The 17,290-nt window shown below is 61.1% G+C and carries 10 protein-coding genes; 4 read left to right on the plus strand and 6 right to left on the minus strand.

From position 1 onward, the window contains the following. Positions 1-95 precede the first annotated feature (95 nt). A complete protein-coding gene (locus tag BMOU_RS03230; RefSeq protein WP_034874816.1) occupies positions 96-389 on the plus strand; it encodes a metal-sensitive transcriptional regulator in 294 nt (97 codons plus the stop codon). A gap of 120 nt (positions 390-509) precedes the next feature. Here the strand turns inward: BMOU_RS03230 and dapB are convergent, their stop codons facing one another. From dapB to BMOU_RS03255, 5 genes are all read right to left on the minus strand, one after another. Then, positions 510-1,262, minus strand: coding sequence for a 4-hydroxy-tetrahydrodipicolinate reductase (gene dapB, locus BMOU_RS03235; protein WP_034874817.1), 753 nt, complete (start codon positions 1,260-1,262; stop codon positions 510-512). A 225-nt stretch (positions 1,263-1,487) separates the two neighbouring features. Continuing rightward, on the minus strand, positions 1,488-2,825 hold the full coding sequence (locus BMOU_RS03240) for an MFS transporter (protein ID WP_171002105.1): 1,338 nt from the start codon (positions 2,823-2,825) through the stop codon (positions 1,488-1,490). A gap of 8 nt (positions 2,826-2,833) precedes the next feature. Further along, positions 2,834-3,541: a GNAT family N-acetyltransferase gene (locus tag BMOU_RS03245; protein WP_034874822.1), complete on the minus strand. Its 708-nt coding sequence runs from the start codon at positions 3,539-3,541 to the stop codon at positions 2,834-2,836. A 152-nt stretch (positions 3,542-3,693) separates the two neighbouring features. After that, positions 3,694-7,731, minus strand: a complete 4,038-nt coding sequence (locus tag BMOU_RS03250; RefSeq protein ID WP_034874824.1) for an ATP-dependent DNA helicase — start codon at positions 7,729-7,731, stop codon at positions 3,694-3,696. Next, on the minus strand, positions 7,728-11,960 hold the full coding sequence (locus BMOU_RS03255; RefSeq protein ID WP_034874826.1) for a PD-(D/E)XK nuclease family protein: 4,233 nt from the start codon (positions 11,958-11,960) through the stop codon (positions 7,728-7,730). The genes BMOU_RS03250 and BMOU_RS03255 overlap by 4 nt, the downstream gene beginning before the upstream one ends. Before the next feature lie 467 nt (positions 11,961-12,427). Between BMOU_RS03255 and BMOU_RS10920 the strand changes: the two genes are divergently transcribed. Both BMOU_RS10920 and BMOU_RS03265 read left to right on the plus strand, forming a co-directional pair. Beyond that, a complete protein-coding gene (locus tag BMOU_RS10920; RefSeq protein ID WP_161631965.1) occupies positions 12,428-13,087 on the plus strand; it encodes a PD-(D/E)XK nuclease family protein in 660 nt (219 codons plus the stop codon). Next, positions 13,038-13,496 (plus strand): hypothetical protein, encoded by a 459-nt coding sequence (locus tag BMOU_RS03265; protein ID WP_034874830.1) that lies wholly within the window; start codon positions 13,038-13,040, stop codon positions 13,494-13,496. Before BMOU_RS10920 ends, BMOU_RS03265 begins: the two co-directional genes overlap by 50 nt. 262 nt (positions 13,497-13,758) lie before the next feature. Here the strand turns inward: BMOU_RS03265 and BMOU_RS03270 are convergent, their stop codons facing one another. Then, positions 13,759-15,099: an MATE family efflux transporter gene (locus tag BMOU_RS03270; protein ID WP_034874832.1), complete on the minus strand. Its 1,341-nt coding sequence runs from the start codon at positions 15,097-15,099 to the stop codon at positions 13,759-13,761. A gap of 769 nt (positions 15,100-15,868) precedes the next feature. Here BMOU_RS03270 and BMOU_RS03275 point away from each other — a divergent pair. Then, complete coding sequence (locus BMOU_RS03275; protein ID WP_034874834.1) at positions 15,869-17,269, plus strand: serine/threonine-protein kinase; 1,401 nt, start codon at positions 15,869-15,871, stop codon at positions 17,267-17,269. Positions 17,270-17,290 lie beyond the last annotated feature (21 nt).

Raw genomic sequence — 17,290 nt, forward strand, 5'->3', positions numbered from 1 at the left:
CCACCACCATATACCCCTACAGGGTATATCTGCAAGAGTGTAGACTTGGGATTTAGCTTTGAGGTCAAGATTTCAGCGTCAAGAGGAGCACGGCAATGAACGTTACGCAACATGGCTATGCGGACGACCAGAAGAAAATCATCGCCCGACTTAATCGCATCGAAGGCCAAGTGCGCGGCATCAGACAGATGACGGAGGACGGCGAGTACTGCATTGACATCCTCACCCAGATCTCCGCCGCCAACAGCGCGCTGAAATCAGTGGCGCTGCTGCTGCTCGACGACCATCTCAACCATTGCGTCAGGCAGGCGACGCAGGAAGGCGGCACCGTTTCCGACGAGAAGCTCGCCGAGGTCAGCGCCGCCATTGCCAGGCTGGTCAAGTCGTAAAGCCCCTCCCCAAGCCCTCGTCAAGTGGTTTGCGGACCGAACAAGTGGCGACACGGGTACGTGGAACTGCAAGTTTCCATGGGGCTACAGATTCCCGTGAAGCCACATATCTCCGTGGGACTACAGATCGAGGAAGTGGTCCAGGCCTACGGTGAGACCGGAGTGGTCGCCGGTGGCGATCTTGCGGACGGCGAGCAGCACGCCCGGCATGAAGGAAATACGGTCGAAGCTGTCGGCACGGATGGTCAGCTGTTCGCCGGCATTGCCGAAAAGCACCTCCTCATGGGCGTTGAGGCCGCGCAGTCTCACGGCATGCACGTGGATGCCGTCGATGACCTGGCCGCGGGAGCCACCATCGGTTTCGGTGTTGTCCGGAACCTCGCCAAGACCGGCCGCCTTACGTGCGTCGGCGATGGCATGGGCCGTGTGGATGGCGGTGCCCGAAGGAGCATCCACCTTGTTCGGATGATGCAGTTCGAGGACTTCCGCGGATTCGAAGTACGGCGCGGCCACCTTGGCGAAATGGTCGGCCAGCACTGCGGAAATGGCGAAATTCGGGGCGATGAACACGCTCTGGTTCTTGCGCGGGGCTTCGGCGAGCGCGGCACGCACCTGATCGAGCTTTTCGTCGGTCCAGCCGGTGGTGCCGACCACCACGTCGACGCCTTGGCCGATAAGCGCGAGCACATTGTTCAGGGACACGCTCGGTACGGTGAACTCAACCACCACATCGGTGTTCTCCGGGGTGATCCGGCCCAGATCGTCGCCGGCGTCGAGCGTGAGGGCGAGTTCGGTGTCGGCGGCGCCGTTCACGGCGTCGACCACGTGAGAGCCCATGCGGCCTTTGGCCCCGACCACGGAAACCTTGATCATGTTTGCTCCTTACTGCTGCAAAGCTGTTGCGGATTCCAAGTATGGATTCTACGTATGAATCTAAAGAAACGCTTCGACTCGGACCACGATATCCGGTTCGGACGGGTGGATGAGCGGAGGGATCATCGCGGAATCCAAGAACCCTGGAATCCAAGAACAGAGAGGGGCGGACCGGAACCGGTCCGCCCCCCCGTGAAAAGGACAGTCTGTCTCAGGAACCTGCAGTCATCCGCGCTTGCGGACGATGAGCCAGCCGAGCAGGGCGAACGGAATCGAGCACAGCACAAAAATCCACGGCATCATCAGACTGGTGTTCGGCGTGGCATGGTCGAGCACGATACCGGTGATCATCGAGCCGAACGACGCGCCCACGGTACCGGCGGTGCTCACCCAGGACAATCCTTCGGTCAGCGACTCCTCCGGCACGGTCTCCTTCATCACCAGATTGCCGGAAGCGAACACCGGTGAAATCGTCAGACCGGTCAGGACCTCAACGAAGCCCATCAGCACCAAGTTGCCGAGGCAGGCGTGAATCACCACGAATCCGACCGTCATCAGGCCGAGGAACACGATCATATGGCGCCAACGTGAGCCCTTAAGCTCACGCGAGCCGAAGACCAGCGCACCGATGCAGGAGCCGAGCGCCAACATGGCGAGCTGCACGCCGAGCAACGAATCAAGGTGCAGGGCCTTCATCACGGCGGTCATGGACGTATCGAACGCGGTGAAGCTCATGTTGAACACCACGAACGCCGCCAGCAGCGGGATCACGCCCGCATAGGTGAGCACATTGCGCTTCCTGCGCCTGCCGGAGGTCTTGAGCTGCCTCATGCTCAGCCTGTCGGAGACGACCTTGGCGGCAGTCGCATCGCCGCCGGCCGCATTGGCGGAACGTACGTCGGCATCGTCGGAGTCGGCGGCGATCACATTCACCGCACGGATGACCGGCGGCTGCGTGTCACGCAGCGCAAAGAATATCGTGCCGCCGATCGCGCTGGCGGCGGTCGGCACGAACAGCTGCGAGACCGGATTCACGGAGGCCGCCAGGAATGCGGCGAGAATCGGCCCAAAGATGAACACGATCTCATCGATGGCGGATTCCAGCGCATATGCGGTGTTGAGCATCTCGCTGTTGTCGGTGCGTTCCAGCACATACGCCCAGCGGGTACGTACGAGCGCACCGAAGGCGAATTGCGTCAGGCCCATCACTACGGCCAGCACGAACAGCAGCGGGATCGGCATGCGCAACAAGGCGGCGAATGCGAAGGACAGCATGGCCACGATCTGCACGGCGAGCACGATCTTGCCGACCCTGCGCTGGCCGAAGCGGTCGAACAGGCGCGCATAGAACGGCGTTACGGCCGCGGTGGCGAATACGTAGGCCGCACTCATCACGCCGGCTATGGTCCAATTGTCGTACAGATGATTGAGTGCCAGGATGATGCCCAGACCCATCATCGACATCGGCAGTCGGGCCAACGCGCCGGAAGCGCAAAACGCCTTCGTTCCGGGAATGGAGAACAGCACCGAGTACGGCGATTTCGTGGGTTTCGTGGTTCCCATGGTTTCGCTCACAGGCCCGCCACCTCCCCACGGTAGATGAACATGTCGTCGAACAACGGCGCCCCGCCTTCGGTGGTTGGGGTTCCGGCGTCACGTTCCGCAATGCGTTCCAGGCCTTTATGATCATAGAAGCTCACATCGCAGTCGGAATCGGTGTGCAGGTAGAACGCGTCCACGTTCCACGCGGCGAAATGCTCCTGCATGCGGCGCCACAGGCCATCGCCCACGCCCTGGCCACGCACGTCGGGATTGACGACGAACAGTTCCAGTTCGCCCAGTGTGGTCTCATTGGCGCGACTTTCCTTCTCCAAGGTCAGTTCCAGCGAAAACGCGTCTTTCAGCATTCCAAGACGCTTCGCGACCTCGCTGCCGGCGACGAGGCCGCGCTCGATGCCGGCCATCTCATCGGCGACGTCGATCTCGTCAAGCTGCGGCCGTTCGCCGGCGACGCGGATGAAGGTGACGCCGGCCAGCGTGCCGTCGGTGGTGAAGGCGGCGTTCGCGAACGTGGTCGGCTGCAGATAGTGCAGTACGAAATACCGTGAGATCAGCAGGGATGATTCGGTGCCGGCGAGCTCGCCGTCCTGCGGCCATGTTCGGTCGAACAGCTCGACCACGGCATCCAGGTCATTCCAGCCGATCGGGCGATAGATCATCGAATTCGGGTTGTTGCCGGCCGTCATGCCGGTGGTGTTGGTTGCGTCGATCGCAGCCATGGTGCAAATGCTCCTTAACTTTCGTTGCGTCCGGCACGTGTGCCCGCCCACACATGCTGCACGAGGGTAGCGGCGTTCCTCCACAACGCTGCCTGCAGTGCGTTACCCTACAGGCAGGCCGTCGCGCGTCTTCGACGTTCGGCGCATCGGCATCAGTCGTTGTCGGATTGCTGCGGAATTCCGTAGCTCAACTCGGCAAGGATCTCTTGTTCTGTTTTGTCGAGAGCCCTGAGCTCCCGATCGCCCTCTTTGGGCTCACTCAGATAGTAGAGGCAGGCGTCGATAGAATCCAGCGGCACGCCCTCCATCGCCGACAGCAGCATGCGATACATGTCGAGTTGTGCGAGCTTTTCGTCGATTTCGTTGCGTGTGCGTGGCCTATGTCCGGTTTTCCAGTCGACGATGGTGTAGGTCTTCGATCGGTCGTTCGGATCGATGCCTCCGAAAAACACCGCATCGAGCTTGCCGTTGACGATAGTGCCGAGTTGCGGCACGTTGACGACGAGCTGCCGTTCCGCCCACGCGGGGTTGCGTCTGGCCCACACCGATTGCACGAGACGGTGCCGCCAGTCGAGCAGCTTGCGTTCCTGCGCCGCATTGCCGGGTTCGCCGGATCGTTCGAGACCCGTGATGGTCGCCTCATCCTGCGCGAGACCGTCGATAAGATCCGCACGGGAGACGGCATTGCCGCCGTTCGCACCGGATTCAGCATCGGCCATGATGAACCGTTCCGCCCATGCGTGCAAGCGTGTGCCGAGTTGTGCGGACGGCGAGGCGACGCGCGGGATCGGACGGACCAGGCCACGCCAGTATTCGCGGCGGGAGCGGTCGTCCATCACACCGGCACGGGCCTGCAGGGAGGTGACGTTCTGGCGGCCGCCTGCGAGAATCCTTTCGCCGCGGGCACGGACGGCCGCATCGAAATCGGTTGCGGCATCGCCGGTGTCGGGCATGAGGTATTCGTCACGGACCAGCAGGCGTGCGCGCAACAGCAGCGACTCGTCGGCCGGCACCGTCATGCCATCGTTCGATTGACGGCCGTCATGCGTACCGGATAGGGCCTGCATGGCCGAGCGTACCTGATGGGTCGATTCGGCAAACGTCTCGGACAGCCGATCGCTCAGACCGCACGGCCACGGCAGGCCCCGCCGCTCGTCGACCGGCTCAAGCGGCGCATTCCAAGCGTCGCCGACCACCGCGTCCTCATAGTCCTGGGCATGTTCGCCCACGAAATAGCCGTCCGGCAGGGGTGCGCCGATTGAGGCGAGCGTCTCCACGCCATCGGCTGCGTCCGCCGTACCGGTGGAATCGGAGACGGCAAGGTTGCCGGGCTCCCGCACCGCCGAAACGATGCCGTTCATCGAATCGCGTACTTCACTCCAGAAATTCGAAGGTTTCTTGGCCCCCTGCTTCTTGCCTTCGACCAAACGGGAGTCGCGGCTCTCTTCGTTATGCACGCTGAAGGTGAGCAACGCCTCGTGCCGGGCGCGGGTCAACGCCACATAGGCGAGCCGGCGTTCGTCGGCGTGCAGTCGGCGGCCGTATTCCTCGCTTTGCGTCAGATACAGGCCGGCCGGGTCCACGCCCTCCATATCGTCGATCGGCAGGGAACGCAGGGTTCCGAACACCTCATCGTCGATGGTCTCCGCATCGTCCAGGCCGGCGAGCGCCTCGATCGGATCGCCGCCGACGAGCGCATCGTGCGGGAATCGCGGCAGGATACCGGCATCCACGCGCACGGGAACAGGCACCGCCGCGGGGTCCTGCAGCCAGGTCCTGGCGGTTTCGAGGTATTCCGGCGGCGTCCATTCGCCGTTGTTCAGGCCGTTGAGGTGGTCTTCGTCGGCTGTGATGTTCAGGAAGTCGCCTTGGCTGGACGGGAATGTGCCGCTGGACATGCCGACCACGGCCACCGCATCCCATTCGAGGCCTTTCGACTGATGCACGGTCATGAGCATCACGTCAACGGGCGTATCGGGTGCGATGACATTGTCATCGGATGCGTCGCGCAGCGAATCCACCCATGACACGAATGCGCGCAGGCTGGGCGCGCCCTGGGCCGCGATCTCCTGCATGTATGTGTCGACAAGACCCATCACGGCGCCGAGCGGCGACTTGGCGAGCGCCGCATTGGAGGTGTCATTCGGATGGTGCATGTGCTCGGCAAGCAGCATGTCGATGTCGAGATTCAGCGCACTGATGGCGGCATTCACCACTTCCGGCAACGGATGGCCGTACGCGTGCTGCACCTGGCGCAGCATGTCGGCGGCGCGGACGACGGCCGCCGCTCCCCCGGCGCTGAGTTTGCCGTCGATGAGTTTCGGCAGATCGTCGCGCAGCATGAGGTCGATCAGAAAGACGGCGTTGGGCACCTGATCGCGGTACTCGCGCACGATGGCGCGGATTTCGGCTTCGGACGGCAGCTTGGGCGCTCCCGCATCGGCGATGCCCGAATCGTCCGAAGCATCCGGTCTGCCGGGAATGATGCCGGCCGCGACAAGTGCACGATACCGATGCGCCGCATTCACGCTTTCCGCGACGGCGGCAAGCGCCTGCAGGTCGGCCGCTCCGACGCCGAATCGCGGGGTGGCGAGCAGCCGCATCAGCGATCCGCTGTCGGTGTGGTCGCAGATTACGTGCAGCAGGGCGAAGATATCCTGCACTTCCGGGAGTTCCAGCAGCGCCGCATGACCGACCACCAGCGTGGTCAGTCCGGCATGTTCCAGCGCCTCCTTGTATTTCGGCATCGGCGCTTTGGAGCGGAACAGCACGGCCACATGCGGACGATTGTCCTTCACACCGCCGGCCAGTACGGCGTCGGATGGCGTGTGCAGCGCGATCGCATGCTTGGCGAAGCGTACGACGGCGTCGATCTCCTGGCCGCTCGTGGAGAAGCCGAGCACGCCAAGTGTGCCTTCGGGCGCGGTATCGATGTTGGATAGTGCCGGCACGTCCACTTCGCGCATGAGCGAACTGCTCAGGCGCCGGGCGGGCAATCGCAGCGGTTTGGTGAGATTATTGGCCGCTTCGAGCACCATGCGGGAGTTGCGTCGGGTCACGCTCAAGGCAAACGGCTTGTCGGTCTCGCTCATGCCGAAATCGCGCTGCAGCATGCGGAATGCGCCCGGACTGGCGCCGCGCCATGCGTAGATCGACTGGAATGGGTCGCCGACGGCGTTGACCGCGGATCGGCGTACCGAATCGACGTGGAACAGGGCCGCCAATAGCGCGGCCTGCGTGGTGGAGGTGTCCTGGTATTCGTCGAGCAACACGTGCGAATACCGCTTGCGATAGGTGGCGCCGATTGACGGGAAGCGGGTGACCAACTGAAATGCGGCGATGGTGAAATCGCTGAATTCCGCCATGTTGCGAGCCCTTTTCTCGGCATTGTAATCGGCTACGAGGTTCAGCAGCAGGTCACGTTGACGAGCCACGTCGGACAATTGGCTGGCCTTGTAGACGCATAGGGCGTGGCATTGTTCGCGGTACTGGCGTTTGCGCGCTTCGAAATCCTCGTCGGGTTCCTTTTTCTTTCTCTTCGGAGGTCTGGGGACCCTAATATCGGCGGGAATCTCTTCGTCCTCAAGTGCCTTGGCCACTTGTGCGACGAATGCTTCGTCCCAGGCGCGCACACGTTCCACGGCCTCGTCGAAGCCGGTGCAGTCGCCGCCGATCATGGCGCCGGAGATGGCGTTGGACAGTGCGAACACCCTGCCGGCGATGGTGCCGAACGATGCGAGGTCGCCGTCGAATCGCATGATCTCGTCCATGTGCTTGTCGAGCACGGCATAAATCAGCTGCATGGCCCCTGCTTCGCTCAGCGGCTGTGTATTCTGGTCGAAGCCGACGAGCAGACCGTATTGGCGCACGATGGTCTGGAAGAACGCGTCGTATGTGGAGATTTCCGGCTTGAGGAACGCGGCGCCGGCCGACCCAGCCCGGCCGTTCTGATTGTTCGCCACTGCCGCGGACACGCGGGACAGCAGTTCGGAGGCGGCCTTGCGCGTGAAGGTGAGGCCCAGGATCTTTTCCGGCGAAACGCCCTGTCCGATCAGGTTGATGATGCGCCTGGTCATAGTGTAGGTCTTGCCGGATCCCGCGCCCGCGACCACCACCACATCGGCGTACGAGGGGGCCTGAATGACGGCCGCCTGCTCGGGGCTGTCGGTGAATTTCGGCGTGCCGCTCATGCCACTCTCCTTTCGAAAACGGTGTTCTGTTCGCCGGCGCAGGCCGGGCAGACGGCTTTGTTTCTGCATGAATCCCTATGTTTCACTGTTGGACGTGCGGTGATTCGTCCGGCTCGGCTGGCGGCCGCCGCATAGAAGACGCGAGCGATCATGGTCAACGACCACACCGCCATGGTGGGGCGCAGTTCCAGGAACTGCCGCCAATGCTCGTCACCGACCGTTTCGGGGCGTTCGGCACCGTCGAGATCGTCGACGAACAGTTTGTCGAGCGTGGGGAGGCAGAGCCTGGACACATACCTGCCCGCATTCAGGCTTCCGTTGGCGAACAGCGCCTGCTGGTGATATGCCTCCTCACCCTGCGCGGTGCCGCGCGGTGCCGGCGCGGTGGAATGCATGACGTGGAACAGGGCGCTCTGCCCGATATTCGGCATGTGCGCAATGGCCTGTGCGCCGCGTGGCCCTTCTTCCGGGAACGCCAGTCCCAATTGGTAGCACACGAGTTGCAGATCGCTGAACATGTCTTGGCCGCTGGGCGGCTTACCGGTCTTGTAGTCGATCAGACGCACCTGTTCGCCGCCGCCGTTCAGCACACGTCGTTCCAGCCGGTCGATCCTGCCCGTCAGACGCACGGTCAGCCGTTCGGTCATGCCGTCCTCGGGCCAGCCGCCGACGAGCAGTCCCATCAGGGATATGAGCTCGCCGCGTCCGATCGGGTCGACGCCTTCGATCGCGTTGTATGCCTCGAGAACGTCATCGAATCCGAAGCGTGCGGTGAACTGCAGTTCCGGCTCCGCCTCCGTAAGCTTGCCGACTTCGAATCTATCGGCGTTTTTGGCGGGGTATCCGCTGCGGTTCGAGTTGACGAAATACGTGGCGATGTTGTGTAGCGCCTCCGCCGCCTGCTCGTCCTTGCGCAGCGCCCTGTAGCGTTGTTCCGGATCGGCGATGGCGTTCAAATCGCCGCGCAGTTTCCCGTATTCGTCGAACATCCAGTCGAAAATCATATCGATGTTGTCGGCGTCGCTGAGCTGCGTATGCCGTTGCGGCAGATCGAGATGCGCTTCGGTGGCCCGTTGCGCCACTTCGTGGATGATCGAGCCGAAGTTGGTGTCGACGTTGCCTGGCCGGGGGCCGGCGAAACGGTTCTCGAGCATCCAGCACACCGGGCAGGCCCACAGGCGGTCCACCGCGGATGGTGACAGCGTCACCACGTCGCCATCGCGATGCCGGTCATGCCCGCCGGAGGCATCGCGCCGGGGCTGCGCAGCCGCGGCGAATGGATTCCCGCCTCCCGCACTGAATCCCGCGGAATCCGCGAATGCTCCCGACTGATGTGCGGGATCCGTTGTCGATACCGACACCGTGGAACCTGCCGCAACCGTGGAAGGCTCCGTGTCGATCGTGGAGGATTCCGCATCATCGGCGTTCCATGCGAATGGCCAATATGCGGGATCGGCGGCCGCAATGCCGTGCTGTGCCAGCAACGCCAACGCGGCGGCCGCATCCTTCGCCTTGGCCGAGCCGGCCGGTTCGGTCGCCAGCATGCTGCGCGCAGCCGCGACCAGGCCACGCGGATCGGCGTCGAGACCGTTGAACTCGCCGGCACCGCCGACCATCGCATAGTCGCGATGTTCCGGATCGGCGTCGCGGTCGCGGTCGAATCGTTCCGGCAGATAGCCGTACAGAAAATCGGACGGCACATTGTCGTCATTCAATACGGCGCTCAGCACCGCGCATTCGTCGGCGCGGGTCAGTGCCACGAGGAAGCTCTTCTGCTCGGAGGCGAGTACCGCGGCCATCTGCGCGTCCTGACGGCCCGCGGAGGTGACGATGTCGTCGCGCAGTTCGCCATGCAGCATCACATCCGCCAGGCTCTCCCCGCCGAACAGGGTGTTGCGGGGAGCCAGATTCGGCCACTGGCCTTGCTGCAGGGCCGGGAGGAACACAAGATTCCAGTGTCTTCCGGCCGCACCGGTCGGCGTGGTGAGCGTTACGGCCTGGTCGATCGGTGCGGTGTGAGCCAGCGAATCGGCTTCGATGGTCAGGGCGCGCACCTGTTCGATGAACGCGCCGATGGTATGTGCGGCCATCACACCGTTCGATTCGTCGCCCGATGCGTAGCTGAACAGGCGCATCGCCGCGTCCAAACGGTCGTTCGCCGCGCGGCCTGCCGCGGAGTTCTCCAACGACACGCGCTGCCAGACCTGCGCCTTGTTGCAGGCCGTCCATGCACAGTCAAGCACGTATTGCGGTTCATGGGAGATGAGCTTGCGTTCCGCTTCGATGGTCTTGTCAAGCACCTTCCACAGGCTTGCGAATGCCTTGGATTGCGGGTCGGCGCCCAGTACGGAGGCGATTGCGTCGAGCACGCGGACCGTATTGCCTTCCAATAGCAGCACATACAACGCTTCCATGCCAAACGGCAGGTCGGCCGGGTCCCTTGAATCGTCCGAATCCGCGGAACCAGGCAGCTCTCCCGATATCAGACTGTCGTCGACCGCAATCGTCGGCGTATCCGAATCCGCCGGAACCGACTCGCGTACGGCACGGAAATCGGCGGCATAATCCCTCCAATCGGCGATCAGTCGCGGCAGCAGCGCCTGTTTCGCCACGTCGGCCCTGCCGGAATCGTCCAATGCGTCGGAATCGTCCGATTCCAATACCGCGGCAAGCGAGCCGAGCGCATTCATCGCCGATTCGATGGTCGCCAATCGTGCGGGACGTCCCTCATGCCGTGCGTCGCCGCCCACCGTGATCAGCGGCGAGCCCATGATCAGCGCCACGCGCGAACGAACATACGCACCGGCCGCACGAAGGCCCATTGTCGATGCCGCAATCGTCCGCCTCTTCAGTTCGGCCAATTCGATCAGCGCGAACAGGCCCTGCACGAACGGCTCGTCCTTCAGCGGACGGGTCACGCTCGAATAGCGCACGGGCACGCCGTCGGCCCGCAGGCGTTCGCCGAACGTACGCACGGTGTCGTTGTCGTGCGCGATCACGGCCATGTCGTTCCAGTCGCGGGAATGTTGCAGATGTTCGGTCTTGATCTTCCAGACCACGTCATCCAACTCTTCGACGGCGGAACGGTACATGGCGGTTCCGATGCTGCCGTCATCCGGCGAAACGCCGTCCGCGAGGCCGCCCGTCGGCACTGTTTCGATAGGCAGTGCGCCTGGCAGCGCCGGCATTTTGCCCGGACGATTCGGCAGCGCCTCATCCGTCGGTTCGGTGCTGGCGATCGACAAACTCACGCGGCTTGCGGCCAACGTGCGATACACGGGCTTGCGTCGTTCCGTTTCCGTGACGTCGATTCGTTCCAGCCGGGCCCCCAGTCGCGATTGCGCCGCGTTGAACAGGTATTCCGGATACGATCCGCGGAACGTCTGTACGGATTCATCCGGATTGCCGACGAGCAGCAGCCGCACGCCGCGCTCGTGCAGGGCTGCGAGCATGTCGAATCCGGCAAGCGTGGCGTCTTGGAAATCGTCGACGATCAGCAGCCTCGGCAGGTCTTCGCTCCCGGCCTGCGCCACAGTAGCGGCCGCGTCGACCATGAGCTGCGATGCGTCGAGACGGTATTCGCCCGGATAGGCCGCACGAATCGCCTCATCGTATTCGGCACGCAGCGCGAAGGCGAGACGCCATTGGGTGCGCATGCGTTCGTGCCGTTCATTGAGCGTACCGTCCTTGCTGGCAGCACGTGCAATCAGTTCATCCTCGAGTTCGGGTTTTGCGCCGATCTCGTTCATGCGGGCGAGCATGTCACGCAACTGGTTGGCGAAGGCGTCGGTGGAATCGTCGGCCACCATGCCCGACCAGTCGGCCACCGCGAAATACGTGCGCAGCAGGTCGCAGACGGCGCATGCGTCACCGCGATTCGTATGATCCACATGCGAGGCGAGCACGCGGCGGATGATCACATCCTGTTCGGCGCCGTTGAGCAATTTCGGTAGGGGCAGACCCGCATGCGAGCGCACGGCCGTCACGATGCGGAAGGCCACGGCCGCCAGTGTGGTAACCGGTCGGGCCTGCGAAATCGCGGACAACTCACGAATTACCCGGTCGCCCAGATCATCGGCGATCTGCCGGCCCGACACCGTCATCACGGCCTGCGTATCGCCATACCGCCTCATCGCGGCGATCAGCGTGCGTAACGCAAACTCGGTTTTGCCGCTGCGGGGTGCCCCCGCAACCAACGTCACATCCGAAAGATCATCCAAAGCCATCATGCCTCCCAAGACTACTCGACCGATTGCGTCCTCACCGTGCGCTCACCGGACAAATCGCCAGTGCCGCAGCGCACGATTCGCGATTACGGCCTTTCGATCGCATCGTGCGCCGATAAGCACCGCCATGACGCCCCTTAAGGCTCATCCGGATTCAGATTTTATGGAGTTTATTAAGTTAGGGGGGTGTTGTCTCGAATAGGCATCGTGCACGACCTGAAAATAACCGCACGATTCGAAAATCGTGCGTCATATCAGTCCCTAATAAGCCACAGCACACTTCAAATAACCATAATCGTCAATACGTAAATCGTGCGCATTGCATTACTGCCACCAGACCAAACCAAGTACATCACGAATACTTTTCATTCCAAAAAGCAATAATGATATAATTTCGAGCACCTTCATTCCCATCATGCATGATGACGGATAAGGCAAGTATTGTTGCTCAATCAAAGTGGAGTCGAGCCATGGACAAAGAAGTTAATCTTCCTACATTAGAAAATAGCCCCAATCAAAACACAGAGAAACCTTTTTCTAGAAATCTATTCGATTACGCTACCTCAGAACTCTCTCAAGATGCATTTATCTGCTGGATCTGCGCACAATTCGACAGTAACGACGCAACCGTACGCACAGCCTCCCAAAACTTATTGCATGCTTTTCTTGGAGGCAATGACAATGACCCCGTCGGAGTCAAGGAAATTTATCGACAAAAAGAAAACATTGATGTACTCCTGCTTCTGCAGTACAAGGGGCAAGAATTCCCTATCGTTGTGGAAGATAAGACTAGTTCGCGATATCATAACGATCAACTTGACAGGTACAGAACCAGCGCCGCGAGTATATATGACCGAGGAAAAAATGATATTAGAGTTGTCTATTTTAAGACTGAGACTGTCTATGAAGAACAAGACATTCGCAATAAATGCGATATCGTTTTAAATCGTAAGGACATTCTCGAATGTCTTAATACGACATCCAAAAATCCGATCCTTATGGATTACGTTGATCGTCTCAAGCGTATATGTGCAAGATATGACCAATATCGCTCCTTACCTGTGAAGGATTGGTCATACGATGGGTGGTGTGGGTTTTTCGAATATCTGCAAAAAAAGGCTCATCACTAGGGGTTATTGGACAGGATACGGATATAACAGCAATCTACAGGGCGGCCATTGGACGCTATGGCTCGGTAATTCAAAGAAAATAGGTGCAGGTGCGTGGCAGTTTATGGTCAATGTGGAAACCCCAAATTCACATATTTTCAATCAAGACGAATGCCTGCTCAAAGTCACTGTAAGGCTTTGTAATAAGAAAGGAAAACACTCAAGGAAAGAATTCGGCCTGCCTGAAATTAACAGACGAAAATATCGTCACGTCTGTGGTGTGAACACAATCATGGGAGAGTTGATGCGGATAGACCGTTTTAGCGAGGAGAGCTCTTGGAAATACGAGGAAGTCGAGAAAGCAATATTTGACGCTATCGACCAATACGAAAAATGGTGCGACGAGAACCTATATGCAGGGACGGACTGACACGTTGAATAAGTTGTCTTACCGTCTAGCGTTCTGCTGTTCCCAAGTGAGTTGCAGTCAGTTTTTCCGCATATTATTTGTTGGCAATAGATAGCGAATAAGAAAAACCATCCGATGGTGACCGGAATCATCACGATGAAACTTGTCTCTCATGAAGACTCCGACTACCACCACCCTAATTGAGGATGCAAGGTAAAAGTCGTCATTGGATGGAAGCCCTTTTTTTTCTCGTGACCGGAACGATATTCGAAGAGTCAAGGATTCATCGATTCAGCCAGGCGTCGCCGCAGATGCGCAGAGCGTTGAAGATGGCCCGGATTCCGATGAACAGGAGTGTGACGGCGGCCCAGAGCGCGGTCATGCGGACGGTATCCGGCACGGCGGAGCCGTTGCACAGCACGCCGATGCCGGCAAGACTCGGCAGGTAGATGCATGCGGTGATGATGCAGGTGGCGGCAAGGTAACGGTAATCGCCCGCACCGATCAGAATGCCGTCAACCGCCCACATCCAACCGGAAAGCGGCAACGTGACGCCGACGACGACCATGCCGACCGCAATCAGATGCCGCACCGGCACCGATGCGGAAAACAGCGGAGGCGCAATCAATCCCAAGGCAATCAGACCTATGCCGATCACGATTCCCGCAGCGAGTCCGGCCCGACCGGCCGCCCTGGTCATGCGCAAGGCCCGCTGCGGCCGTTCCGCACCGATCTCCGCCGCCACAAGACTCTGCCCAGCGATGCCGATGGCGTCCAGCATGTTCAATACGAAATTCCATGTCGAATTCACGGCCTGATAGGCGGCAAGCACCCGCACACCCATACGCGCGGCCAGCATCACCGTGGCCATCAGGCACGCGCGCAGGGCAAGCGTGCGGATGAACAATACCAGGCCGTCGCCCATACTCGCCTTGATGCCCTGCATGCGAGGCCGCAATGAGGCACCCTCCTGACGGGCCCACAGCAGCGCCGGTACGATCAGTACGACCGCCATGAACCATTGCGCAATCAACGTGCCCACGCCGGAGCCGAACACGCCCCAGCCGCATCCGAGGATGAGCGTCACATCCAGCACCGTATTCAATATGGCACCGGTGACGGCCGCCACCAAGGTGATCGCAACCTTCGCCAAGCCGCGGAAGATGCCGTTCGCCGCATACACCAGCAGCATGCCCGGCAAGCCGAACACCACCGCACGCAGATAGGCGACCGCATCATCCAACGCGACGCCGCCAGCGCCCATCCAAAGGCATATCGGGCGCGCGAACACGAACAGCGCCACGGAGACGACGATGCCGATGGCCAGCGCCAGCCACAATCCGCTGATGCCGGCCTCCAATCCCTCGCGCCGTCTGCCCGCCCCCATCAGTCGTGCGACGCGGGATGTGGTGCCATAGGCCAGAAAGACGCATAGGCCGACCACGGTGAGCACTATCGTCGAGCCGACCGACAGTCCAGCCAACGCGCTGTCGCCGACATGCCCGACGATGGCGGTGTCGATGAGCACGAACGCCGGTTCGGCGATCAGCTGCCCGAACGTCGGGATCGCCAGTGCGAGAATCCGTCGGTTGACCGACCGTTCCGCCCGTTCATCATCGGCCATCTCAAACTCCCTGATCATTGGCGCAACACCGTCATGATCCCCAAGACTACTCAACCGATCGGCCGCTCAACCGATCACGCCCGCGACGCGTGCCCATCGGGCGAAATGCCGGAATCACATCGCACGATCGGCGATTCACGGTCTTCTTGCCGATCGTGCGATGCCAATCCTCATCACAACACCCCCTAAGTCGTATGTGATCCTCTTAAGGTTGGGCTAGGAGGCGTGCGTTCGGGCATGTCCGTCGCACGATGCGAAAAAAAGCATCCCAATATGGAATCGTGCATTACGTCAGTGCCTGGAATCATCGCAACGCGGTCCAGACGATGGTGGAGGTTTCGCGGACCTCTCCCTCCGCTCCTTCCTAGCATCCCGTTCGGCGCCCTGCACATGCAGGAGCCACGCGATTCCGCCGATGATCAATGAACCACCGCAATCTTCCCCTTATCACCCTTTTTTCGCGGGTGGTCGAAGGGATTCCGGAGCCGGCGCCACCGAATCGGCAACGGTCGCGTCAGGCATTGCCGAAGTCAGTGGATGGCCGCAATTCATGCGGAATCCGGAATCATCATCGTTCTTCGCGCCGCAGCCGGCGTGCAACGTGTGTCCTGCCTCTGATTCGCCGCATCGCGCATGCAACCCCATGATTCCCCTTTGAGGGGATACGTAGGGACAAACCGGTATCGGCGGGGTTCCATTAGGGAGACGCACAACCTAAAATATCGAAAAGAGTATGGCCGAGTGACGGCTTAGAGCAGAAGGAAGAGGCATGGAGGCTCCACAACCGGTTCCGCCACAGATAACCGGCTATGATTTCGTGCAACGGCTGGGCGCAGGCTCCGAAGCAACGGTATACCTGTACCAGCAGCGTTCCCCTGCCCGGCCGGTCGCCATCAAGGTGAGCAACAAGTCCCTGGATCCACGTGCGGCCGCACGGTTCCGCGCCGAGGCCGATTTCATGGCGCAGATTTCCTCGCACCCCTATATTCTTTCGATTTTCGAATCCGGCGTGACCAGCACCGGACTCGGCTACACCGTATTCGAATTCGCGCCGGGCGGCAGCTACAGGGACGCCCTGCGCAGCGCCACGCTCAACGCCGACCAGATGCTCGATCTCGGCATCGATCTGGCGAGCGCCCTGTTCGCCGCGCACCGCAAGGGCATCATCCACCGGGACATCAAAACCAGCAACGTGCTCATCAACGCGCAAGGCATGCCGGTGCTGTCGGATTTCGGCATCTCCGCCACCATCTACGATCACCGCACGACCGGCTACTCGCTGCCTTGGGCCCCGCCGGAAGTGATTTCGGGTACCGGTGGCGGCAATGAGGCCTCCGACATCTATTCGCTGGGGGCCACGCTGTTCGCGACGATCACCGGTCGCTCGCCTTATGAGTATGCCTATCGCGTGTCCAACAAGCAGGAACTGGCCACGGCGATCGTCAACAGGCCGCTGCCGAAGCTCAACCGCCCCGATGTACCGCCGCAGGTGGAGCAGGTGCTGCGCAAGGCGCTCGACAAGAATCCTGACCAGCGGTATTATTCCGCGCTTGATTTCGCCCGGGCCATGCAGCGGGTGCAATATGCGCTGTACGGGCATGCCACGCCGACCACGGTGGAGGGCGTGCCGCAGTATCCGAAGGATCTTTCCTCCCATCCGGACGCGCATGCCGCGGACGACCTGCCCGACTCCGGCCAATCCAAGGCATGGGCGAAGCCCGTCGTCATCGGCACGCTCGTCGTGGCCGCCATCGCCGTGGTCGCCATGGTGTTCGCCTTCATCGTGATTCCACACATGGATTCCATCTCCGATGGCGGCAATGTGCATGTCACGGATCCCACGACGAAGGCGAAGGATGACGATACCGATGACAACGACGACATCGACACGGCGATCGTGCCCTCCGTGGAGAACCTTACCGGCCAGTACAACGGCGACAAGGTGAGGTTCGCCTGGGTGAATCCCGATCCGAAGAAGGGCGATTCCTACGCGTGGTCCATCGTCGGCGATTCCGGGGTGGATATGAGCACGCAGGCGACCGCCACGGACGACACACAGGTCGAGGTCCCGGCCGGCGACGGCCCGCAGACCTGCATTCAGGTGAGCCTGATCCGAGCCGACCGGCGGATGTCGCAGAATCCGACGATCGCCTGTGCGGCCAAGCCATAACGCACCGCCGCCACAAGAGAA

It is taken from the genome of Bifidobacterium moukalabense DSM 27321, assembly GCF_000522505.1.
Classification (GTDB): Bacteria; Actinomycetota; Actinomycetes; order Actinomycetales; family Bifidobacteriaceae; genus Bifidobacterium; species Bifidobacterium moukalabense.